This window comes from Streptomyces sp. NPDC006544, assembly GCF_040611715.1.
GTDB lineage: Bacteria > Actinomycetota > Actinomycetes > Streptomycetales > Streptomycetaceae > Streptomyces.
On the sequence record NZ_JBEXOV010000003.1, the window covers coordinates 47148 to 68648 of the forward strand.

Annotated in this window: 18 protein-coding genes; 14 read left to right on the forward strand and 4 right to left on the reverse strand. The window is 73.8% G+C overall.

The annotated features are described in order from the left end of the window. The first annotated feature begins 176 nt into the window (after window positions 1–176). From ABZY44_RS02175 to ABZY44_RS02195, 5 genes are all read left to right on the forward strand, one after another. Window positions 177–644 (forward strand): hypothetical protein, encoded by a 468-nt coding sequence (locus ABZY44_RS02175; RefSeq protein WP_356649633.1) that lies wholly within the window; start codon window positions 177–179, stop codon window positions 642–644. Between the two features lie 111 nt (window positions 645–755). Beyond that, on the forward strand, window positions 756–1991 hold the full coding sequence (locus ABZY44_RS02180) for an arginine deiminase (protein WP_356649634.1): 1236 nt from the start codon (window positions 756–758) through the stop codon (window positions 1989–1991). Window positions 1992–2153: 162 nt separating this feature from the next. Next, window positions 2154–3164 carry an ornithine carbamoyltransferase gene (gene argF / locus ABZY44_RS02185; protein ID WP_356649635.1) on the forward strand — a complete coding sequence of 337 codons (1011 nt, stop codon included), beginning with the start codon at window positions 2154–2156 and terminating at the stop codon, window positions 3162–3164. Between the two features lie 125 nt (window positions 3165–3289). After that, the gene (locus tag ABZY44_RS02190; protein WP_356649636.1) at window positions 3290–4117 is read left to right on the forward strand and encodes an enoyl-CoA hydratase family protein; all 828 of its coding nucleotides are present in this window, start codon (window positions 3290–3292) and stop codon (window positions 4115–4117) included. Between the two features lie 19 nt (window positions 4118–4136). Further along, a complete protein-coding gene (locus ABZY44_RS02195) occupies window positions 4137–6452 on the forward strand; it encodes a bifunctional salicylyl-CoA 5-hydroxylase/oxidoreductase (RefSeq protein ID WP_356649740.1) in 2316 nt (771 codons plus the stop codon). 7 nt (window positions 6453–6459) lie between these two features. On the opposite strand, the gene ABZY44_RS02200 is transcribed toward ABZY44_RS02195, so the two are convergent. From ABZY44_RS02200 to ABZY44_RS02210, 3 genes are all read right to left on the reverse strand, one after another. After that, window positions 6460–7299, reverse strand: coding sequence for a GNAT family N-acetyltransferase (locus tag ABZY44_RS02200; protein WP_356649637.1), 840 nt, complete (start codon window positions 7297–7299; stop codon window positions 6460–6462). A gap of 153 nt (window positions 7300–7452) precedes the next feature. Then, a complete protein-coding gene (locus tag ABZY44_RS02205; RefSeq protein ID WP_356649638.1) occupies window positions 7453–8253 on the reverse strand; it encodes a PaaX family transcriptional regulator C-terminal domain-containing protein in 801 nt (266 codons plus the stop codon). A 32-nt stretch (window positions 8254–8285) separates the two neighbouring features. Beyond that, window positions 8286–9932, reverse strand: a complete 1647-nt coding sequence (locus ABZY44_RS02210; protein WP_356649639.1) for an AMP-binding protein — start codon at window positions 9930–9932, stop codon at window positions 8286–8288. A 169-nt stretch (window positions 9933–10101) separates the two neighbouring features. Between ABZY44_RS02210 and ABZY44_RS02215 the strand changes: the two genes are divergently transcribed. The 4 genes from ABZY44_RS02215 (at window position 10102) to ABZY44_RS02230 (ending at window position 13274) form a co-directional block, all read left to right on the forward strand. Then, complete coding sequence (locus ABZY44_RS02215) at window positions 10102–11370, forward strand: acyl-CoA dehydrogenase family protein (RefSeq protein WP_356649640.1); 1269 nt, start codon at window positions 10102–10104, stop codon at window positions 11368–11370. Then, on the forward strand, window positions 11367–11765 hold the full coding sequence (locus ABZY44_RS02220; protein ID WP_356649641.1) for a RidA family protein: 399 nt from the start codon (window positions 11367–11369) through the stop codon (window positions 11763–11765). Before ABZY44_RS02215 ends, ABZY44_RS02220 begins: the two co-directional genes overlap by 4 nt. Window positions 11766–11958: 193 nt before the next feature. Continuing rightward, window positions 11959–12312 carry a hypothetical protein gene (locus ABZY44_RS02225; protein ID WP_356649642.1) on the forward strand — a complete coding sequence of 118 codons (354 nt, stop codon included), beginning with the start codon at window positions 11959–11961 and terminating at the stop codon, window positions 12310–12312. Window positions 12313–12569: 257 nt separating this feature from the next. Next, on the forward strand, window positions 12570–13274 hold the full coding sequence (locus ABZY44_RS02230; RefSeq protein WP_356649643.1) for a hypothetical protein: 705 nt from the start codon (window positions 12570–12572) through the stop codon (window positions 13272–13274). Between the two features lie 89 nt (window positions 13275–13363). Here ABZY44_RS02230 and ABZY44_RS02235 read toward each other — a convergent pair whose 3' ends face one another. Beyond that, window positions 13364–14761, reverse strand: coding sequence for an aminopeptidase P family protein (locus ABZY44_RS02235; protein WP_356649644.1), 1398 nt, complete (start codon window positions 14759–14761; stop codon window positions 13364–13366). Between the two features lie 173 nt (window positions 14762–14934). Here ABZY44_RS02235 and ABZY44_RS02240 point away from each other — a divergent pair, with 173 nt between their 5' ends. The 5 genes from ABZY44_RS02240 (at window position 14935) to ABZY44_RS02260 (ending at window position 21499) form a co-directional block, all read left to right on the forward strand. Continuing rightward, on the forward strand, window positions 14935–17319 hold the full coding sequence (locus ABZY44_RS02240) for a collagenase (protein ID WP_356649645.1): 2385 nt from the start codon (window positions 14935–14937) through the stop codon (window positions 17317–17319). Window positions 17320–17390: 71 nt separating this feature from the next. Further along, a complete protein-coding gene (locus tag ABZY44_RS02245) occupies window positions 17391–18560 on the forward strand; it encodes an FAD-dependent oxidoreductase (protein WP_356649646.1) in 1170 nt (389 codons plus the stop codon). Between the two features lie 82 nt (window positions 18561–18642). Then, the gene (locus tag ABZY44_RS02250) at window positions 18643–18978 is read left to right on the forward strand and encodes a (2Fe-2S)-binding protein (RefSeq protein WP_356649647.1); all 336 of its coding nucleotides are present in this window, start codon (window positions 18643–18645) and stop codon (window positions 18976–18978) included. Further along, a complete protein-coding gene (locus ABZY44_RS02255; RefSeq protein ID WP_356649648.1) occupies window positions 18959–20491 on the forward strand; it encodes an NAD(P)/FAD-dependent oxidoreductase in 1533 nt (510 codons plus the stop codon). The genes ABZY44_RS02250 and ABZY44_RS02255 overlap by 20 nt, the downstream gene beginning before the upstream one ends. Before the next feature lie 75 nt (window positions 20492–20566). Further along, window positions 20567–21499 carry a dihydrodipicolinate synthase family protein gene (locus tag ABZY44_RS02260; protein WP_356649649.1) on the forward strand — a complete coding sequence of 311 codons (933 nt, stop codon included), beginning with the start codon at window positions 20567–20569 and terminating at the stop codon, window positions 21497–21499. Window positions 21500–21501: the final 2 nt, after the last annotated feature.

Below are 21501 nucleotides of genomic sequence, written 5' to 3' on the forward strand. Positions count from 1 at the left end.
CGTCAAGCAAGGGCCCCCGTACGGCCTGTCGTTAGGTCGTATGGGGGAACTTCGCCGAAGAACTCCGGGAAAAGCACCGGCGGGATCGTTCATCCAGGGCAGCGGAATGTCCGCGACCCTGGAAGGACGGAACGTCACCTATGAAGATGACCGCGCGCGGAAGCATTGCGGCACTCATGACCTGTATGGCAGCGGCCGGCGCGGCCACCCCGGCCCTGGCCGACTCGGTGCCCGTGGGTGTCCCCCTGGACGCGGTGCGGACCACGCTCGGCGTGGACGTCCCCCACGTGGCCACCGGGGTCCCGGTGCCGGTCGTCGGCGCCCCCCAGGCGCCCGTGCACCACACCGGCGACATGCTGCCGACCCCGCTGCTCCCGGCGGTGCCGATCGGCACCGAGCTCGGGAACACCCTCGTCACCTCCCCGGTGCCGAACCTGGCGGGCAAGCCCGAGACGGACGGCGAGGGTTCGCTGGACGCACCCGCGACCACCCTGCGCACCCGCACCCCGGGACTGCTCGTCGGTTCCCCGCTGAGCATGCCCGACGGGTCCAACTACGGGCTGCCGAACGTGACCCCGCCCGCGCTGGGCGTGATCGCACCGGAGATCACGGGTGCTCCGGGGGCCCTGCTCGGCCTGCGCTGAACCGGCCGCCGCACAGGCAAGGCGCCCGAAACCGGCCGCCGAGGCGGGCGGACCCGGTCCTCCGGGCCGACGCCACGTCAAAAGGCCGCCCGGTCTGCGAACGTGTACGGCATGGGATTCCATGTCGATTCCGAGACCGGGCGGCTTCGCCGCGTCATCCTCCACCGGCCCGACCTGGAGCTGAAGCGGCTCACACCGAGCAACAAGGACGCGCTCCTCTTCGACGACGTGCTGTGGGTGCGCCGGGCCCGCCAGGAGCACGACGGCTTCGCCGACGTACTGCGCGACCGGGGCGTGGCGGTCCACCTCTTCGGTGCACTGCTCACCGAGGCCCTCGACATCCCGGAGGCGAGACACCTCGTACTGGACCGGGTCTTCGACGAGAAGGAGTACGGTCCGCTCGCCACCGACCACCTGCGGTCGGTCTTCGACGGGCTGAACTCGGCCGAACTGGCGGAGGCGCTGGTCGGCGGGATGACCAAGCGGGAGTTCCTGGAGCGCCATGCGGAACCGGTGTCGGTCCGCTTCCACGCCCTGGAACTGGACGACTTCCTGCTGGGCCCGCTGCCCAACCACCTCTTCACCCGCGACACCTCCGCCTGGATCTACGACGGGGTCTCCATCAACGCGATGCGCTGGCCGGCCCGGCAGCGCGAGACCGTGCACTTCGAGGCCATCTACAAGCACCACCCCCTCTTCACCTCCTCCGGAGCCTTCCACTACTGGTCCCAGGGGCAGGCCGACTACCCCTCCACCATCGAGGGCGGCGACGTCCTGGTCATCGGCAACGGAGCCGTGCTGATCGGGATGAGCGAACGGACCACCCCGCAGGCGGTGGAGATGCTGGCGCGCGGGCTGTTCGCCGCCGGATCGGCGACGACGATCGTGGCGCTCGACATGCCGAAGCGACGGGCGTTCATGCACCTGGACACGGTGATGACGATGGTCGACGCGGACACGTTCACCCAGTACGCGGGCCTGGGCATGCTGCGCTCCTACACGATCGAGCCGGGCGGCGGGGCGAGCGAGCTGAAGGTGACCGACCACCCGCCGGAGCACATGCACCGGGCCATCGCCGCCGCCCTCGGGCTGGAGTCGATCAGGGTGCTCACCGCCACCCAGGACGTGCACGCGGCGGAGCGCGAGCAGTGGGACGACGGCTGCAACGTGCTCGCGGTGGAGCCGGGCGTGGTCGTCGCGTACGAGCGCAACGTCACGACCAACACGTATCTGCGCAAGGAGGGCATCGAGGTGATCGAGATCCCGGGCAGCGAGCTGGGCCGGGGGCGGGGCGGTCCGCGCTGCATGAGCTGCCCGGTGGAGCGGGACGCGATCCAGGGACGGTGACCTCCGGCCGCGGGAACGGCCGACGCGGAACCGGCGGACGGGGCCGGGGGCCACGCGGGGGGAGCGGCCGGGGAGGGGCAGGACGCCCGGGGGGTCTGTATATCAATACAGAGTGTCGTATAGACTTCCGGCATCCCCTGTCACCGTGACTCTGGAGTCCGCATGGCCACCGACCTCGTCGGCCGCAGTTTCCTCAAGGAGCTCGACTTCACCGCCGCCGAGTTCCGCGGCCTGATCGAGCTCGCCGCCGAACTGAAGGCGGCCAAGAAGGCCGGGACCGAACAGCGCCGCCTCCAGGGCAAGAGCATCGCCCTGATCTTCGAGAAGACCTCGACGCGCACCCGCTGCGCCTTCGAGGTGGCCGCCGCCGACCAGGGCGCCCACACCACCTACCTCGACCCCTCCGGCTCCCAGATGGGCCACAAGGAATCGGTCAAGGACACGGCGCGGGTGCTGGGCCGGATGTTCGACGGCATCGAATACCGGGGCGACGCGCAGGAGACGGTGGAGCAGCTCGCCGCGCACTCCGGCGTGCCCGTCTTCAACGGCCTCACCGACGACTGGCACCCCACCCAGATGCTGGCCGACGTGCTCACGATGACCGAGCACTGCGCCAAGCCGCTGGAGCGGATCGCCTTCGCCTACCTCGGCGACGCCCGCTTCAACATGGGCAACTCCTACCTGGTGACCGGCGCGCTGCTGGGCATGGACGTACGGATCGTCGCGCCGCGGCGGTACTGGCCGGCCGGCCCGGTGGTCGCCGCGGCGCGCGAGCTGGCGGCCGCGAGCGGCGCCCGCGTCACCCTCACCGAGGACGTCGCGGAGGGCGTCGGACAGGCCGACTTCGTCCTCACCGACATCTGGGTCTCCATGGGCGAACCCAAGGAGGTGTGGGACGAACGCATCGAGTCCCTCTCGCCATACGCCGTCACCATGGACGTCCTGCGCGCCACCGGGAACCCGGACGTGAAGTTCATGCACTGCCTGCCGGCCTTCCACGACCTCGGCACCACGGTGTCCCGGGAGATCCACGAGCGCCACGGCCTGGATTCGCTGGAGGTGACGGACGAAGTGTTCGAATCGGCGCACTCCGTCGTCTTCGACGAGGCCGAGAACCGGCTGCACACCATCAAGGCGGTCCTCGTGGCCACGCTGGCGGACCGCGGCGCATAGTCATGCGCCGCGGGGCGTGCTGCGGACGGGCGGGCGGTGCGGACGAGGGCACGGGCGATCGCCCCCGCCCCGCGCGTGTCGCGTTTCTGTGACGGCAGTCACCTTCCGGTGATACCTTCGGGAAGGTGAGTCCCTTCCTCGGTTCCACATCAGCGACCGAACGGTGGCGCCACCTGCGGGTGGACCGGAAAGACGGCGTCGCCACCGTCACCCTCGACCGCCCCGAGAAGCTGAACGCGCTCACCTTCGGCGCCTACGCCGACCTGCGCGATCTGCTCGCCGAACTGTCCCGGGAGCGGTCCGTACGCGCCCTCGTGCTCGGCGGCGAGGGGCGCGGCTTCTGCTCCGGCGGCGACGTGGACGAGATCATCGGTGCCACCCTCGCGATGGACACCGCCCAGCTCCTGGACTTCAACCGGATGACCGGCCAGGTGGTGCGCGCGCTGCGCGAGTGCCCCTTCCCGGTGATCGCCGCCGTCCACGGGGTCGCGGCCGGAGCCGGGGCCGTCCTCGCGCTCGCGGCCGACTTCCGCATCGCCGACCCCACCGCCCGCTTCGCCTTCCTCTTCACCCGCGTCGGACTCTCCGGCGGGGACATGGGCGCCGCCTACCTGCTGCCCCGGGTCGTCGGGCTCGGCCACGCCACCCGGCTGCTGATGCTCGGGGAACAGGTCAGGGCCCCGGAGGCGGAGCGCATCGGGCTGCTGAGCGAGGTCACCGAGGAGGGCGGGGCCACCGCGCGGGCCGCCGAGCTCGCCGCGCACCTCGCCGCCGGGCCCGCCCTCGCGTACGCGCAGACCAAGGCACTGCTGACCGCCGAGCTGGACATGCCGCTCGCCGCCTCGGTGGAGCTGGACGCGAACACGCAGGCCCTGCTGATGAACGGCGAGGACTACCGGGAGTTCCACGCGGCCTTCACCGGGAAGCGTCCGCCCCAGTGGAAGGGCAGGTGATCCCGTGTCCGCAGGCCGGATGAGGGTGGCCGTGGTGGGCGGCGGACCGGGCGGGCTGTACGCCGCCGCGCTGCTGGCCCGTCAGGGGCACATGGTGGAGGTGTGGGAGCGGAACGCCCCCGACGACACCTTCGGCTTCGGGGTGGTGCTCTCGGACGAGACGCTCGGAGGCATCGAAGCGGCCGACTCCGTCGTCTACGCGGCCCTGAGCGCGGAGTTCGTGCGCTGGGACGAGGTCGAGGTCGTGCACCGGGGCCGGCTGCTGACCTCGGGCGGTCACGGCTTCGCCGCACTGGGCCGGCGCCGGCTGCTGGAGATCCTGCACGAGCGGTGCGCCGGCCTCGGGGTCCGGCTCCGCTTCCGCGCCCAGGCGCCCGACCCCGAGGTGCTCGCGTCCGTGTACGACCTGGTCGTTGCCGCGGACGGGGTCAACAGCCGGACCCGGGAGGACGGCGCCGCGCACTACGGGCCGACGGTGACGGGCGGGCGGTGCCGCTACATCTGGCTGGCCGCCGACTTCGCCCTGGAGGCCTTCCGCTTCGAGATCGCAGAAACCGAGCACGGGCCGGTGCAACTGCACGCGTACCCCTTCGCCGCGGACTCCTCCACCGTCATCGTCGAAATGCGCGAAGAGGTCTGGCGGGCGGCCGGCTTCGACCTCTGCGACGAGGACGAATCGGCGGCCCGCTGCGCCAAGATCTTCAGCGAGGCCCTGCGGGGGCGGCCGCTGCGCGGGAACCGCTCGGCGTGGACACGGTTCCGGACGGTCGCCAACGCCCGCTGGTCGCACGGCAACGTGGTGCTCGTCGGGGACGCCGCGCACACCGCCCACTTCTCGATCGGCTCCGGCACCAAACTGGCCGTGGAGGACGCGCTCGCGCTGGCCGAGGCCGTCGGCGCGCGGACGGACGGCGACGTCCCCGCCGCCCTGGCCGCGTACGAGGCCGCGCGGCGGCCCGCGGTGGCCTCGACGCAGCGGGCGGCGGCCGCCAGCATGCGCTGGTTCGAGGAGCTCGCCGGGTACCTGGACCAGGGGCCCCGGCAGTTCGCCTTCAACCTCCTCACGCGCAGCCGGCGGGTCACCCACGGAAACCTGCGGCTGCGCGACCCGCGCTTCACCCGCGCCGTGGAGGACGAGTTCGGCTGCCCCGACGCCGGCCCGGACGGGGCGCCGACGCCGCCGATGTTCACGCCCTTCACGCTCCGGGGGCTGACCCTGCGCAACCGGGTCGTGGTGTCCCCGATGGACATGTATGCGGCGGGCGGGGCTCCTCCGGTGGCCGGGGGCGCCTCGACGGCCGGACGCGACCCGGTGGCCCGCGGCGACGGCGTGCCGGGCGACTTCCACCTGGTGCACCTGGGCGCGCGGGCGCTCGGCGGGGCCGCCCTGGTGATGACGGAGATGGTCTGCGTCAGCGCCGAGGGCCGGATCACGCCCGGCTGCACGGGCCTGTACACCCAGGAGCAGGCGGCCGCCTGGGCGCGGATCGCCGACTTCGTCCACACCAGCGCGCCCGGGACCGCGCTGGGCGTCCAGCTCGGCCACTCGGGCCGCAAGGGCTCGACCCGGGTCATGTGGGAGGGCATGGACATCCCGCTGCCCGAGGGGAACTGGCCGCTCGTGGCGGCCTCCGCGCTGCCGTACCGGCCCGGGGTCTCGGCCGTCCCGCGCGCCCTGACCACCGCCGACCTGGCCGCCGTCCGCTCCGATTTCGCGGCGGCCGCCGTCCGGGCCGCCGACAGCGGCTTCGACCTGCTGGAACTGCACTGCGCGCACGGCTACCTGCTCTCCGGGTTCCTCTCCCCGCTGACCAACCACCGCACCGACGCCTACGGCGGAGCGCTCGTGAACCGGCTGCGCTTCCCGCTGGAGGTCTTCGACGCGGTCCGCGCCGTCTGGCCCGAGGACCGGCCGATGACGGTCCGCCTCTCGGCCACCGACTGGGCGCCCGGCGGCACCTCGCCCGAGGACGCCCTGGCCATCGCGGAGGCCTTCGCGGCCCACGGGGCCGACGCCATCGACGTCTCGACGGGCCAGGTGGTCGCGGAGGAGGCCCCCGAGTACGGGCGCTCGTACCAGACCCCGTACGCCGACCGGATCCGCAACGCCCTGGGCGTCCCGGTCATCGCGGTCGGCGCGATCTCCTCCTGGGACGACGTCAACTCCCTGCTCCTGGCCGGGCGCGCCGACCTGTGCGCGCTGGGCCGCCCCCACCTCTACGACCCCCACTGGACCCTGCACGCGGCCGCCGAGCAGTCCTACGCGGGCCCGGCCGCCCCCTGGCCCGCGCCGTACCTGGCCGGCAGCCGCCCCCCGCCGACGGGGCGCGACTAGTGCCGCGTCAGGCCGCCAGGAGCTCGGTGCGGTCCTCGACCGGTACGTAGCCCAGACGCCGGTAGACGCCGTTGCTGGTGGGATGGGCCAGGTCCGTGAAGAGCAGGACCTCCGTCGCGCCGGCCGCGTACGCCGCTTCGCTCACCGCGTGCGTGACGCCGGCGGCGTAGCCGCGGCCGCGGTGCGCGGGCGGGGTGTAGACCGGGCCGACGCGGGCCGCGCGGGCGACCGGCCGGTGGAACCCGGCCATCGAGACCGGCCCGCCTCCGTCCTCCCAGAGCAGGGTGCCCCCGTACGAGAGCCGGTCCCGCAGCAGCGCCTCGGGGACGGTGCCCCGCAGGCCGGCCTCCCGCTGGAAGGCGGCGGCCCAGTCCCGCAGCAGCGGCAGATCGGACGCGTCGGCCGTGCGGACCCGCCCGGCCGGGGCGGGATCCGGGGCGCGGAGGCCGCCGAGCCGGTAGAGGCGGTTCTCCTCGGAGACCGTGGTCGGCCGGCCCCAGGCGGACGCGAGGAACCGCGCGTCGGCGCGGCGGGCGTTGAGGGCATCGACCCCGGCGAACAGCGGGTCGGCGGCGAGCGCGGTCCCCAGCGCGGTGAGCGCCTCCGGCGGCAGCGCGCCCACCAGCAGCGGATGGGGCGGCGTGCGCAGCACGGCCCCCGCCACCCGGCCGTCGGGTCCGGTCCACGAGCCGAAGAGGGGAGTGCCCGGCCCGTAGGCGTCCGGGCCGCTCCGCTCCAGACCCTCCATGACCGTGAGCAGGAGGGTGTTCACCACGGGCCGCGCGGCCACGGCGGGCCGCGCGGCGGGCAGCCAGGCCGCCAGGTCTGAGCCGAAGGTCCACGTCATGGCCCATGGTGGCCCGTACCCGGGCCGGGCCGCAGCAGGTTTTCCGGCGGCCGGGCGGCCGGGCGGCCGGGCCGGTCGCCCCGTGGCGAGGCGGGCGTCGGGAGGCCGGCCACCGGCCGTTGGTTTCCGGCTACGGCTCCACGAAGGTTCCGGCTACGGCTCCACGAACCGCGCGCCGATGTCCCGCAGCCGGTCGTGGAGTTCGGTGAAGACCGCCGCCGCGCGGTCGCCCGGCCAGTCCGCCGGGAGGAGCTCACGCGGCAGGCCCGGGTCGGCGTACGGGAGGCGGCGCCAGCTGTCCAGGGCGAGGAGGTAGCCGCGGTAGGCGGCCTCCGGGGCGGGGACCGGCTCCGTCCGCAGGGCGCGCAGGGCGGGCTCGTGGAGGTCGAGGAACTCCTCGTGCTGCTTGGCCAGCGCCGCCAGGTCCCACCACCGGGACACCGCCTCCGCTGTCGGGGCGAAGCCGAGGTGGGCGCCGCCGAAGAGCTCCACGTACGCCGTCAGGTGCAGCCGGTCCAGGGTGCGCCGGGTCTCGCCCCGCAGGTGCGCCGGGGCGATCCAGACGCCCGGCGCCACCGTGCCGAAGCCGAGCCGGGCGAGGCGCGAACGCAGCAGGTGCCTTTTGGCGCGCTCCTGTTCCGGGACGGAGAAGACGGCCAGCAGCCACTCCTGCGACCGGCGCCGAGCCCCGTAGATCCGCCGGTCCCCGTCCTCCAGCAGCTGCCGCGCCTCCTCGGAGAGCTCGTACGCCGCCGAGCCGTCCCCGGCCCGTGCGGGCAGCAGGAAGCCGCGCCGCTTCAGCCGGGACACCGACGAGCGGACGGACGGGGCGTCCACTCCGGCCGCGCCCAGCAGGCGGACCAGTGCGGAGACCGGGACCGGGCCCGGGAAGGCCCGGCCGTAGGCCCCGTAGAACGTGACGATCAGGGATCGCGGGGTGTGCTGCTCGACCACGGATTCACTTTAGACGGGTTCTCCGGGGGGCGTCAGGGGAAGTCCGGCCGGTCAGGGCCCTCCTCGCGGAGCCGGAAGCGCTGCAGCTTGCCGGTCGCGGTGCGGGGCAGGGCGGGCAGGAAGACGAAGGTGCGCGGGCACTTGTGCGGGGCGAGTTCGGCCCGCATGAAGGTGCGCAGGGCGTCCTCGGTGAGGACCACCCCCTCCCGCACCACCGTGTACGCCACCACGACCTGTCCGCGCCGCTCGTCGGGACGCCCGACCACCGCCGCCTCCAGTACGTCGGGGTGGCGCAGGAGCGCCTCCTCGACCTCCGGGCCCGCGATGTTGTACCCGGCCGAGATGATCATGTCGTCGGCCCGCGCCACGTAGCGGAAATAGCCCTCTACGTCGCGGACGTAGGTGTCACCGGTGACGTTCCAGCCGTCCCGGACGTACTCGCCCTGCCGCGGGTCCGCCAGGTAGCGGCAGCCCACCGGCCCCCGGACGGCCAGCAGACCCGGCTCGCCGTCGGGGACCGGCCGCCCCGCCGCGTCCACCACCCGGGCCTGCCAGCCGGGAACGACCCGGCCCGTCGTGCCGGGCCGGATGTCCTCGTCGGCGGCCGAGATGAAGATGTGCAGCAGCTCGGTCGCGCCGATCCCGTTGATGATCCGCAGGCCGGTGCGCTCGTACCAGGCCTGCCAGGTGGCGGCCGGCAGGTTCTCGCCCGCCGAGACGCAGCGGCGCAGCGCGGAGAGGTCGTAGGCGCCCGTGTCGTACGGGCCCAGGGTGTCCAGCATCGACCGGTACGCGGTGGGAGCGGTGAACAGCACCGACACCCGGTGCTCGGCGAGCGCGGGCAGCAGCCTGCGCGGGGCCGCGTCCGCCATCAGCAGCGCCGAGGCGCCGGCCCGCAGCGGGAAGACCACCAGCCCGCCCAGACCGAACGTGAAACCGAGCGGCGGACTGCCCGCGAAGACGTCGTCGGGCCGGGGGCGCAGCACCTCCCGGGAAAAGGTGTCGGCGACCGCGAGGAGGTCACGGTGGAAGTGCATGCAGCCCTTGGGCCGCCCGGTGGTGCCCGAGGTGAAGGCGATCAGCGCGACGTCGTCGGCGGAGGTGTCCACCGCCGGGAAGGGCTCCGGGTGGCGTCCCGCACCGGCCAGGCGCAGCAGGTCGTCGGGCGCCTCGCCGCCGTACACGGCGATGCGCAGCCCCGGCACCTCCGCCTTGACCAGGTCGTCCACGACCCCCGCGTGGCACAGGGCGTGGCTCACCCGTGCCATCGCGCACACCGTGGCCAGCTCCTGCGCCCGCTGCTGCGCCAGGACGGTGACGGCCACCGCGCCGGCCTTCATCACCGCCAGCCAGCAGGCGGCGAGCCAGGGGCCGGTGGGGCCGCGCAGGAGCACGCGGTTGCCGGGGACGACGCCGAGATCGGCGGTGAGGACGTGCGCGAGCCGGTCGACGCGGGCGCGGAGCTCCCCGTACGACCACACCGTGCCGTCCGCGCCGCGGAAGGCCGGGCGGGCCGGGCCGAGGCGGTCGATGGTGGCGTCGAGCAGCTCCACCCCGCAGTTGAGGCGGTCGGGATAGGCCAGCCCGGGGAGTTCGAAGAGGAGCTCCGGCCAGGCGTCCGCGGGCGGCAGATGATCGCGCGCGAAGGTGTCACGGTGAGCGGAAGGCTTGAGCTCCAAGGCGGGTTCGCCCCCTTGCGACGGTCCGGGCCCGGGTGGGGCCGGACCCTCCGTATGGACCTTGAGGAACCGAGCGGGTGGGGCGGTGGGACTGCCGTGCGGTCGCCGCACGAGCGTATCGTCATGGTGACGGCAGTCAACAGCACGCGATAGAGGCTGGGGCATTCGGATGACAGGAATCGCGGGATTCGCCGGCACCGCCGGGTCTGCGGGCTTCGCGCTCGGGGCGGAGCAGGAGGAGTGGAGCGCGCGGCTGCGCGCCCTGGCGGCCCGGCGGCTGCGGCCGCTGGCGGAGAAGGGCGAGCCGGGCCGGGTCAACCGGCCGCTGCTGGCCGCGCTGGGCGAGGAGGGGCTGCTGGACCGGCTCTTCTCCTCGGGCGCGCTGGAACTGTGCCTGCTGCGCGAATCCCTCGCCTACGGCTGCACGGAGGCCGAGACGGCGCTCGCCCTCCAGGGCCTCGGAGCACATCCGGTCCTGCGCTCCGGCAGCGACGCGCAGCGCGAGCGCTGGCTGCCGGGGGTACGGGCCGGGCGGGTCGTGTCGGCGTTCGCGCTGAGCGAGCCCGGGGCCGGCTCGGACGCGGCGGCGCTGGCGCTGGACGCCGTACGGGAGACGGGCGGCGGGGCGACGGGCGGCGGCTGGCGGCTGCACGGGAGCAAGTGCTGGATCTCCAACGCCCCGGAAGCGGACTTCTACACCGTCTTCGCCCGCACCGGTGAGGGTCCGGGCGCCAAGGGGATCACCGCCTTCCTGGTTCCGGCGGACCGGCCGGGGCTCTCGGGCGAAGCCCTCGACATGCTCTCCCCGCACCCGATCGGCGCGCTGTCCTTCGACGGGGTGCCCGTCGGCCCGGCCGACCTGCTGGGGGAGCCCGGCCGGGGCTTCCGGGTGGCCATGGACACCCTGAACCTGTTCCGGCCCAGCGTGGGCGCCTTCGCCGTGGGGATGGCCAGGGCAGCGCTGGACGCGACGGTCGCGCACACGGCGGCCCGCGCCGCCTTCGGCGGGGTACTGGGCGACCTGCAGGCCGTGGCGCACCGGCTGGCCGAGATGGCGACGCGCACCGAGGCCGCGCGGCTCCTGGTGTACGCGGCGGCGGGCGCGTACGACAGCGGTTCGCCCGAGGTCCCGAGGCGGGCGGCCATGGCGAAGCTGCTGGCCACGGAGACGGCCCAGTACGTGGTCGACCACGCGGTACAGCTGCACGGGGCCGTCGCCTTGCGGCGGGGGCACCTGCTGGAACACCTCTACCGGGAGGTGCGGGCGCCGAGGATCTACGAAGGGGCGAGCGAGGTGCAGCGCACGATCATCGCGAAGGAGCTCTACCGGGACCACCGCCGGACGGGCGGGGCGCAGGCGCGGGAACCGGGGGAGCGGGGGGAGCCGGCGGCGGGGTCGGCGCGGGTGGCGGAGGCGGGAGAGGCGGGAGAGGCATGAGCACGCAGCGGATCAACCCGCAGGAGCTGTCCCCGGCGAAGGGGTTCTCGCACGCGGTCGTCGCGAGCGGGAGCCGGCTGGTGTTCCTGGCCGGGCAGACGGCGCTCGACGGCGAGGGCAAGGTGGTGGGGGACACCCTGCCGCAGCAGTTCGAGCGGGCGCTGGCGAACCTGCTGGCGGCGCTGGCCTCGGCGGGCGGCTCCCCGGCCGATCTGGCGCGGGTCACCGTCTACGCCGTCGACGTGGCGGACTACCGGGCCCGCGCGCATGAACTCGGACTGGTCTGGCGCCGTTTGGCCGGGCGGGACTACCCGGCCATGGCGGTCGTGGGGACGGTGCGACTGTGGGACGAGTCCGCGCTCGTGGAGATGGACGGGTTCGCGGTGCTTCCCTAGCCCTCGCCGGTGTCTCCGCTGGTGTCTCCGCTGGTGGGGACCGGTGCCTTTGACAGCCGAGAGGGGAGGGTGGAGGGTGGAATTGCCCCATTCCGGGGCGATTTAGACCCTTCATCCTCGGAGGTGTATGAACATGCGCCGTGGGTTTGTTGCGGCAGCTGTGGCGGGAGCCGCCGGGATCACACTCGGCCTGATGCCCGTGAGCAGCGCCTTTGCCTCGGGACTGCCGCAGACCTATCGATGTTCCGACTGGCGTGGGGACAACTGGCGCGGCGACGGCTGGTGGCGTGCCTGCTGCGACCACTCGCGCGGGAGCGACCGGCCCAGCTGGTGCTGGGACCACAGCAATTGGAACAACGACAACGACCACTCGAACAACAACTGGCACAACAGCAACTGGAGCAACAACAACTGGAACCATGACCGTTGGGACAACGACAGCTGGAACAACGACAACTGGAACCACGACAACCGGCACGACAACGGCAACTGGCACGACAGCGGCTGGAACAACGACAACCGGCACGACAGCAGCTGGCACAACTGACCGCTGACGACCGGTTTACCGAACCGGCCGGGCCCCGGGCCCCGGCGCATCGGCTCCGGGGCGGCGGCGTACGCGAGGACCGCCCCCAGGGGATCTCCCCCACAGGGGATCTCACGGAACGGCTGCGTCCTCACTCGGGTGACGGGCAGACTTCCGTGGGTTGCAAGGCAACGTCCGTACGCCGTCACCCCTCGGAGCAGCCGGTGTCGTCCCAGGAGATTCCCTTAACGATCACTCCGCAGCAGGCCAGGTACGGGGTGATCACCACCGTGAACCTGTCCACCGGCCCGGCCAGGCTCAGAATTCCGCCCGCCAAGGACGGCGATCTCGTCCGGGCCCGCGTCGGAGCCGCCGAGGTACTGGTGCGCATCCGGGTGGGCCCGGACGCCGGTGCGCCCCCGCCCCCGCGGGCGCCCGCCCGGGCACCCTCCCGTACGCGTGGCCGCCTGGTGGCACTGGGAGTGGTCGCCCTCCTGGTGGTGGGCGCGGTGGTGCTTGTGCACCGGAACGACGGGGACGGTCCCGTAGCGGCTCCGCGCCCCGGCCCGTTGCCCGGCGTCCCGTCGCCCGATCCGAGCCCGTCGCCCGATCCGAGCCCGTCGCCCGATCCGAGCCCGCCGCCCGTGGCGAGCGACCCGGCCCCCTCGCAGGCCCCGGCCGACGACGCGCCCACGCCCTCGGAAGAGTCGGCTCCGACCCCCTTCGACCGGGGCACCTGCCTCAACGGAACCCTGCCGGACTCCACGACCGCGCAGAGCGTCACCGGCGTGGACGAGGTCTCCTGCTCGGCCTCCGACGCGCACTACCGGGTGATCGAGAGCATCCCGCTGACCTCGGACCTGGACCGCTGCAACGACAATCCCAAGACCCAGTACGCGTTCTCCTACCGCCACACGCGCAACGGGATCACCGTCAACGAGTACGTGTACTGCCTCGTCGGCATCGGCTCGTACGGCCGCTGAGCCGCCGCGCCCCTGAGCCGCTGAGCCGCTGAGCCGCTGAGCCCCTGGGCCGCCGCGCCGCCGCGCGGCGGCCCAGGGCCTGGGGGGCCTCAGCCCTCCAGCAGGTTCCCCATCCACTCCTCGATCCCCGCCACCGTGCGCGGCAGGGCGCCCGACATCAGCCGGGCGCCCTCGGCCGTGATCACCAGGTCGTCCTCGATGCGGACGCCGATCCCGCGCAGCTCGGGCGGAAGGGTCTCGTCGTCGCTCTGGAGGTAGAGCCCCGGCTCGACCGTGAGGACCTGGCCCTCCTCCAGCACCCCGTCCAGGTACGCGTCCGCCCGCGCCTGGGCGCAGTCGTGCACGTCCAGCCCCAGCATGTGCCCGCTGCTGCAGAGCGTGTACCGGCGGTGCAGGTCGCCCTCCGCGTGCTTGAGGACGCCCCACTCGGCGAGCCCTTCGGAGATCACCCGCATGCCGGCCCGGTGGAAGTCGCGGAAGCTCGCGCCCGGCCGCAGTGCCGCCATGCCCGCGTCCTGTGCGGCGAGGACCAGCTCGTAGACCTGCCGCTGCACGGGGGAGAACCGCCCCGACAGCGGGAGCGTGCGGGTGACGTCCGCCGTGTAGAGGCTGTCGGTCTCCACGCCGCCGTCCAGCAGGAGGAGCTCGTCCCCGTTCAGCCGGCCGTCGTTGCGGATCCAGTGCAGGACGCACGCGTGCGCGCCCGACGCGGCGATCGTCTCGTACCCGGTGCCGTTGCCCTCGGCGCGGGCGCGGCGGTTGAAGACGCCCTCGATCCAGCGCTCCCCGCGGGGGTGGGAGAGGGCGCGCGGGAGCTCCCGCACGACGTCTTCGAAGGCGGTCGTGGTGTGGTCGACGGCCAGCTGCAGCTGGTCCACCTCCCACGCGTCCTTGACCAGGCGCAGTTCGGACAGGGCCCGGGCGAGCTCGGGGTCCGTGGCCGCGTTGCGGCCGGTGGGGGCGGTGCGTCCGCCGCTCAGGCCGTCGAGGTGGGCGCAGCGGATGCCGGAGAGCTGCTCGGCCTCGGCCAGGTCGGGGCGGCGGCCGACCCAGAACTCCCCGTAGCGGCGGTCGCGGTAGAACTCCTCGTTGCCGTCCACGCGCGGTGAGCGCGGGCGCACGTAGAGGACGGCCTCGTGCGCGTGCGGTCCGGCGGGCTCCAGGACCAGGACGTGGCCGGCCTGCTCCTCGCCGGTGAGCCCGGTCAGCCAGGCGTACGCGCTGTGCGGGCGGAAGCGGTAGTCGGAGTCGTTGCTGCGGGCCTTCAGCTCGCCGGCCGGGATGACGAGCCGCTCGCCGGGGAAGCGGGCGGAGAGGCGGTGGCGGCGGGCCGGGGTAACGGCGCGGACGGGGGCGAGGGCCCCGGCGTCGGGCGAGGGCGAAACCGCCCAGTTCGCTGCCATGAAACGGGACAACTCCGGGGAAACCGGAAGGTCGTGGCTGCTGGTAGTGAGCCCTGCGGTGGGGTGGGAGGGGTTTTCGGTCACGGGAGCTCCCTCGAGGAGACGCGAACTGGTGGGCGCACAGGTCTTGTCAGTGCAATTTCACATTACTATGTTACAGATCACACCGCGGCACGTTAATCCCCGTCGAACGCCGCGTGAAGCAGGGCCAGTTCACGCAACACCACCCCCACCCCCCTCCCAGCCAGGAGTACTTGGTGTCCCAGCACAGAGCCGTGCGTTCGTCCCTCCTCTCCGCCGCCGTCGCGGTCACCCTCCTCGCCGCCGCGGGCCAGGCCGTGACGCAGGCCGCCGAGACCGGAGCCGGTGCGCGCGTCCAGGGTGTCACCGCCCCCGGTACCTTCGCCGCCGACGCCCGGGGCGCACAGGGCGCGAACCCGTTCGACGAGGTCGACCGCCTCGCCGACGCGCCGAGCACGGACCCCGCCCCGGCCCCGGCGCCCGGCGGCGAGGCCGTCGCCGACGGCAAGGTCCCCGGCCCGGTCACCCCGGCCGCCGCCGCGACCGCCGCGAAGAGCGGCGCGCTCGCCCCCGCCGCCCTGAGCACCGCCGCGGCCGTCCCCTGCACCCTGGACGGGATCACGAACCTCACCCCGGAGCAGTTCGCCGACTTCCTCGGCGACCAGGCCGTCACCGCCGACGGCTGCCTGCGGGGCCTCATCTGGACGTGGGACGCCCGCCTGGCGCCCGTCATGTCCGACGCCCACGTCCAGGCCGTATCCCGGCGGATATCCTCGCTGGCCGCCGCGCACGACGGCCGCAACTCCTCGCACCTGGAGGAGATGTTCACCTACCTGCACGCCGTGGCCTACCACGACCACGCGCGCACGGAGATCGACGTCACCGACGCCCCGACCGTCGACGCGATGCGCCGGGCCATCGCCGACTTCGGCGCCGCCGCCCGCACCTTCGACGCCACTCCCACCAACGCCCGCACCCTGCGCGAGGCCCTCTACGCGGGCAGCGCCCCGGGCCTGCGCCAGCACCAGATCGGCCTCATCAAGAAGGTCCTGGCCACCATGGACCCGTCGCACCCCGCGACGAACCTGGACACCTCCTGGGCGGGCGCGGCGCTCTCCGCCCTCTCCGTCAACTACCTCGGCGTCTACCCGGGCAACCGGGACGCCGCGTTCCAGGAGGCGGCGGCCGGCGACGCCGCGTACCGCGCGCTCTTCAAGGACTTCGCGACCTACACCCACCTCAAGGGCACCCCCAACGCCTGGGTGGCGCGCGACGCCCTCGGCGAGTACGGCCGCTTCGGCCAGATCGACAGCCTGAGGGCCGGCGTCGTCGCCGACCTCGGCGCACTGCTGGGTCCCGTCAAGGCCGCCTTCGGCGACGGCAGCCAGCCCTGGGCGAAGGTCGTCTCCTGGCTCAACTTCTACGAGGCCTGCACGCAGTACGGGGTGTGCAAGGAGGACATCGAGAGGCAGATCTTCCCGAACACCTTCACCTACGACAACGGCGCCATCAAGGTCCGCACCGCCCTCGACCGGGCCACCGTCGACCAGCTCTACTACGCGAGCAAGCAGGTCAAGACCCAGTTCCACCGCGTGCTCGGCACCGAGGAGCCGCTCGCCGGAGACGTGAACACCACGCTGAACATCGTGCTCTACGCCTCCCGCGCGGACTACGAGAACTACCACCCGATCCTGACCGGCTACGGGACGAACAACGGCGGCATCTACATCGAGAACGGCGCCACCTTCTACACCTACCAGCGCCGCGTCCCCCAGGACTCCTCCCTCACCCTCGAGGAGCTCTTCCGCCACGAGTACACGCACTACCTCAACGGCCGCTTCGCCGTCCCCGGCTCCTTCGGCCAGGGCCCCTGGTACGAGGGCGACCGGACGACCGCCATGGACGAGGGCACCGCCGAGTTCTTCGACGGCGGCACCCGCGACAACGGCATCGCCGTCCGCAAGTCCCTGGTCAAGGGCATCATCAACGACACGGCGGGCGGCGGCCCGCGCATGACGGTGGACCAGCTGCTGCACGCCACCTACGACGGCGACGGCTTCCGCTTCTACAACTACGCGGGCACCTTCTTCGAGTTCCTGTGGACCGAGCACCCCACGCTGCTCAAGGAGATGTACGGCTACCTGCGCGCGAACGACCCGGCGGGCTTCGACGCCTGGCGCCACCGCATGGGCGGGGACTCCTACCTCCAGCGCGACTACAACCGCTTCCTGGACGCCCAGATCGCCAAGGTGGACCAGCTGTACGTGCCGAACACCTCCTTCACCCCGAACGCGCAGCTGCGCGACGCGGCGCTGGAGAACGTGAAGTCCACCTTCGCGGCGGCCACGTACAACAACCCGGACTGCGTGGAGAACGGCGACCCCGGCAAGCGGCGCTTCACCTGTACCGGCCGGATCACCGCGAACCTGACGAAGTGGCGCAACGACGACCAGAACTTCAAGGACATGTCCGAGACGGTGGACTACTTCCTCCTCGACCGGGCGGGCGCCGCCTCGAACAACCTGGCCGACATGAACTGCTCCTTCGGCCCGGTGGACATCTGGGCGAACCACGTGGCCGGGACCTCGAGCTACACCTGTGAGGGTCCGCTGCGCAGCTGACCGTCCGGGGCCGGTCCCGTGCGAGCGGGACCGGCCTGTCCCCTCCCTAAAGAATGTGACATATTACTGTCGTGCCCAAGAGACACCTCCAGGCCTCCCAGGCCTCCCCGGACGTCGTGATCATCGGCGCGGGCGTCGTCGGAGCCGCGTGCGCGTACTACGCGTCCCGCGTCGGACTCTCCGTGGCCGTCGTCGACCGGGGCCCGGTCGCGGGCGGCACGACCGGCGCCGGCGAAGGCAACCTGCTCGTCTCCGACAAGGAGGCCGGACCCGAGCTGGACCTCGCCCTGCTGTCGGCCCGCATGTGGCGCGACCTCGCGCGCGATCTCCCCCGGGAGATCGAGTACGAGGCCAAGGGCGGCCTGGTCGTCGCCGCCGACGAGGCCACCGTGAAGGCGCTACGGGGCTTCGCGGACGGCCAGCGCGCCGCCGGGGTCGAAGCCGTCGAGGTCGGACCGGGCGCCCTGCGCGAACTTGAACCCCACGCGGCGCCGGACCTGGCGGGCGGCTTCCTCTACCCGCAGGACGCCCAGGTCCAGCCCGCCCAGGCCGCGGCCCGGCTGCTGGCGGCCTCGGGGGCCCGGGTGTACCTCGGCGAAGAGGTGACGGAGGTCCTGCGCACCCCGGCGGGGGCGATCCGCGGGATCCGCACGGGCCGCCGCGACCTCCTCGCCCCGGCGGTCGTCAACGCGGCCGGGACCTGGGGCGGGGCGGTGGCCGAACTGGCCGGCGTCACCCTGCCGGTACTGCCCCGGCGGGGGTTCGTCCTCGTGACGGAGCCGCTGCCGAGGATGGTGCGGCACAAGGTCTACGCCGCGGACTACATCGCCGACGTGGCGAGCGGCTCGGCGGCGCTGCAGTCCTCGGCGGTCGTCGAGGGCACCCCGGCCGGGCCGGTCCTCATCGGGGCGACCCGGGAACGGGTCGGCTTCGACCGCTCGTTGTCCACGGAAGCCCTGCGCCGGCTGGCGGCGCAGGCTGCGGCCCTGTTCCCGGTCCTCGCGGGCGTCCGGGTGCTGCGCACCTACCACGGCTTCCGCCCGTACCTGCCGGACCACCTCCCGGCGATCGGCGCGGACCCCCGGGTCCCGGGCCTGCTCCACGCGTGCGGCCACGAGGGGGCGGGCATCGGCCTGGCCCCGGCGACGGGCCTCCTGATCGCCGCGGCCCTGACCGCCGCCGCGCCGCCCCTGGACCCGGCCCCCTTCCGCCCGTCCCGCTTCGCACCCCCGCTCGCATGACCCGGCGGGCCGGCACCCGGCGGCCGGCGCTCCGGCACGCCACGGACGGACCCAGTCAGAGGAACGAGGAGAACGGACAACGATGAGCGAAGCGACAAGGGGACGGCGCCACTCGCCCCGCGACCTGGTCGGCGGCGCCCCCGCCGAGACCTGGATCCTGCGCTTCGACGGCCGCGAACTGCCCGCGCAAGCCGGGCAGAGCGTCGCCGCCGTCCTCTGGTCCGCGGGCATCCTGGCCTGGCGCACCACCCGGGAAACCGCCGCCCCCCGCGGCGCGTTCTGCGGGATCGGAAGCTGTTACGACTGCCTCGTGACCGTCAACGGCCTCCCGAACCAGCGCGCGTGCCTCGTCCCCGCCCGCCCCGGCGACCGCGTCACCACCCAGGAAGGCACCGGCCATGACGACCTCGCCGTCTGACCCGTCCACCGCGGGGGACGCCTCGGACCCCGCGCCCCTCGCCGTCGTCGGCGCCGGACCCGCGGGCCTGGCCGCCGCCGTCGCCGCCGCGGATCTCGGGCTGCGCGTCGTCCTCCTCGACGCGGGGGAGCGGCCCGGCGGGCAGTACTACCGCCACCCCGCGCCCGGCCTCGGCGCGGAGCGGCCCGAAGCCCTGCACCACGGGTGGGCCGCCTTCGCCTCGCGCGAAGCCGCCCTGCGGGCGCACGTGGAGGCCGGGAGGATCACGTACCTCCCCCGCCACCACGTCTGGACCGTGGTCCCCGAAGACACCGCCGCCACCCCCGGCGCCCGTCCCGGCCCCGCGTGGACCCTGCACGCCGTCGTCGGCCCCGAGGAGGCCCCCGCGCGGGTCCACGCCTCCGCCGTGCTGCTCGCGACCGGCGCCTACGAGCGCCAGCTGCCCTTCCCCGGCTGGACCCTGCCCGGAGTCGTCGGAGCGGGCGGAGCCCAGGCCATGCTCAAGGGCGGGCTCGTGCTCCCCGGCGAGCGCGTGGTCGTCGCCGGCAGCGGCCCCCTGCTGCTCGCCGTGGCCGGCTCGCTCGCCTCCGCCGGGGCCCGCGTGCCCGCCGTCGTCGAGGCCTCCGCCTACACCGGCTACGCCGGCCACGTGCCGGCCCTGCTGCGCAACCCCGCCAAGCTCGCCGAAGGAGCCGTGTACGGCAGCGCCCTGCTCCGCCACGGCATCCGCCTCCTCGCCCGGCACGCCGTCACCGAGGCCCACGGCACCGACCGCGTCGAGGCCGTCACCGTGGCCCGCCTCGACCGCGACTGGCGGCCGGTCCCCGGCACCGCCCGTCGCATCCCCTGCGACGCCGTCGCCGTGGGCCACGGGCTGGTACCGCAGCTGGAGCTGGCGACCGGCCTGGGCTGTGCCACCCGCCGCGGCCCCGACGCCACCATCGCCCTCGAGCTGGACGGCGGCCAGCGCACCTCCGTCCCCGGTATCTGGTCGGCCGGGGAGACCGGCGGCATCGGCGGCGCCCAACTCGCCCTCTTCGAGGGAGAGATCGCCGCCCACTCCATCGCCGGCCGGCCCGTACCGGCCCGCCTCACCCGCAACCGTACGAGGCTGCGCGCCTTCGCCGCCGCGATGGCCGCCGCTCACCGGCCCGGCCCCGGCTGGACCGGCTGGCTGCGCGAGGACACCGATGTCTGCCGCTGCGAGGAGGTCCCCGCAGGCCGGATCCGGGAGGCCGCCCGGGACCTGGGCGCCCGGGACGTCCGTACGGTCAAACTCCTCACCCGGGCGGGCATGGGCTGGTGCCAGGGCCGGATGTGCGGCCCGGCCGTCGCCGCCCTGGCCGGCGTGGATCCGGCGCCCGACCGCAGGCCGCTGTCCTGTCCGGTCCCGCTCCGCCACCTCGCCGCGCTTCCCGCCGCGGCCTCGCCGCAGGGATCCGCGGGACAGCCGGACGAGTCCGTGCACCCCGCGAACGGCCCCGGCCCCGGACTTCCCGCCGAAGAGCACTGATCAGGCGGCCGCAGCTCTTGTGGCCGCCTCGTACCCACTAGTAAAATGTCACACACCACTCTAGGGAGCTCACTCATGACCCACGCGCACACCCCCGCGCCCCCCGCCGGTACGGACACCCGCAACCGCCCGTGGCACGGCATCATGGTCGCCACCGCGCTCCCCCTGCGGGAGGACCTGAGCGTCGACTACGACGCGTACGCCGAGCACGTGGCCTGGCTCGTCGCGAACGGCTGCGACGGCGTCGTCCCCAACGGCTCCCTCGGCGAGTATCAGACCCTCAGCGACGAGGAGCGCGCCCGCGTCGTCCGTACCGCCGTCGAGGCGGCCGGTGACGGCGCCCGCGTCATGCCCGGTGTCGCCGCATACGGCAGCGCCGAGTCCCGCCGCTGGGCCGAACAGGCGGCCGAGGCCGGCGCCGGGTCGGTCCTGCTGCTGCCGCCCAACGCCTTCCGCGCCGACGAGGGCGCCGTACGCGCCCACTTCGCCGAGGTCGCCCGCGCCGGGCTGCCCGTCGTCGCGTACAACAACCCCATCGACACCAAGGTGGACCTGGTCCCGGCCCTCCTCGCCCGGCTCCACGCCGACGGCTCCATCGTCGCCGTCAAGGAGTTCAGCGGGGACGTCCGCCGCGCCTACGAGATCGCCGAGCTCGCCCCGGGCCTGGACCTGCTGATCGGCGCCGACGACGTCCTGCTCGAACTGGCCCTGGCCGGAGCCGTCGGCTGGATCGCCGGCTACCCCAACGCCCTCCCGCAGTCCTGTGCCACGCTCTACCGGGCCGCCGTCTCCGGTGACGTCGCCACCGCACTGCCGCTCTACAAGTCCCTGCACTCGCTCCTGCGCTGGGACTCCAAGACCGAGTTCGTGCAGGCCATCAAGCTCTCCATGGACCTCGCCGGCCGCCCCGGCGGCGCCACCCGCCCGCCCCGCTTCCCGCTGACCGGCGACATCGAGGCCGCCGTCCGCGCCGCCACCGAGAAGGCCCTCGCCGAGGGCCTCAACTAACA

What these genes read in the sequence shown, in the direction of transcription:
- ABZY44_RS02175 (WP_356649633.1), top strand. Translation starts at nt 177, where the DNA reads ATGACCTGTATGGCAGCGGCCGGCGCGGCCACCCCGGCCCTGGCCGAC.
- ABZY44_RS02255 (WP_356649648.1), top strand. Translation starts at nt 18,959, where the DNA reads ATGACGACCTCGCCGTCTGACCCGTCCACCGCGGGGGACGCCTCGGAC.
- ABZY44_RS02260 (WP_356649649.1), top strand. Translation starts at nt 20,567, where the DNA reads ATGACCCACGCGCACACCCCCGCGCCCCCCGCCGGTACGGACACCCGC.
- ABZY44_RS02195 (WP_356649740.1), top strand. Translation starts at nt 4,137, where the DNA reads ATGAGGGTGGCCGTGGTGGGCGGCGGACCGGGCGGGCTGTACGCCGCC.
- ABZY44_RS02200 (WP_356649637.1), bottom strand. Translation starts at nt 7,299, where the DNA reads ATGACGTGGACCTTCGGCTCAGACCTGGCGGCCTGGCTGCCCGCCGCG.
- argF (WP_356649635.1), top strand. Translation starts at nt 2,154, where the DNA reads ATGGCCACCGACCTCGTCGGCCGCAGTTTCCTCAAGGAGCTCGACTTC.
- ABZY44_RS02225 (WP_356649642.1), top strand. Translation starts at nt 11,959, where the DNA reads ATGCCCGTGAGCAGCGCCTTTGCCTCGGGACTGCCGCAGACCTATCGA.
- ABZY44_RS02250 (WP_356649647.1), top strand. Translation starts at nt 18,643, where the DNA reads ATGAGCGAAGCGACAAGGGGACGGCGCCACTCGCCCCGCGACCTGGTC.
- ABZY44_RS02220 (WP_356649641.1), top strand. Translation starts at nt 11,367, where the DNA reads ATGAGCACGCAGCGGATCAACCCGCAGGAGCTGTCCCCGGCGAAGGGG.
- ABZY44_RS02215 (WP_356649640.1), top strand. Translation starts at nt 10,102, where the DNA reads ATGACAGGAATCGCGGGATTCGCCGGCACCGCCGGGTCTGCGGGCTTC.
- ABZY44_RS02180 (WP_356649634.1), top strand. Translation starts at nt 756, where the DNA reads ATGGGATTCCATGTCGATTCCGAGACCGGGCGGCTTCGCCGCGTCATC.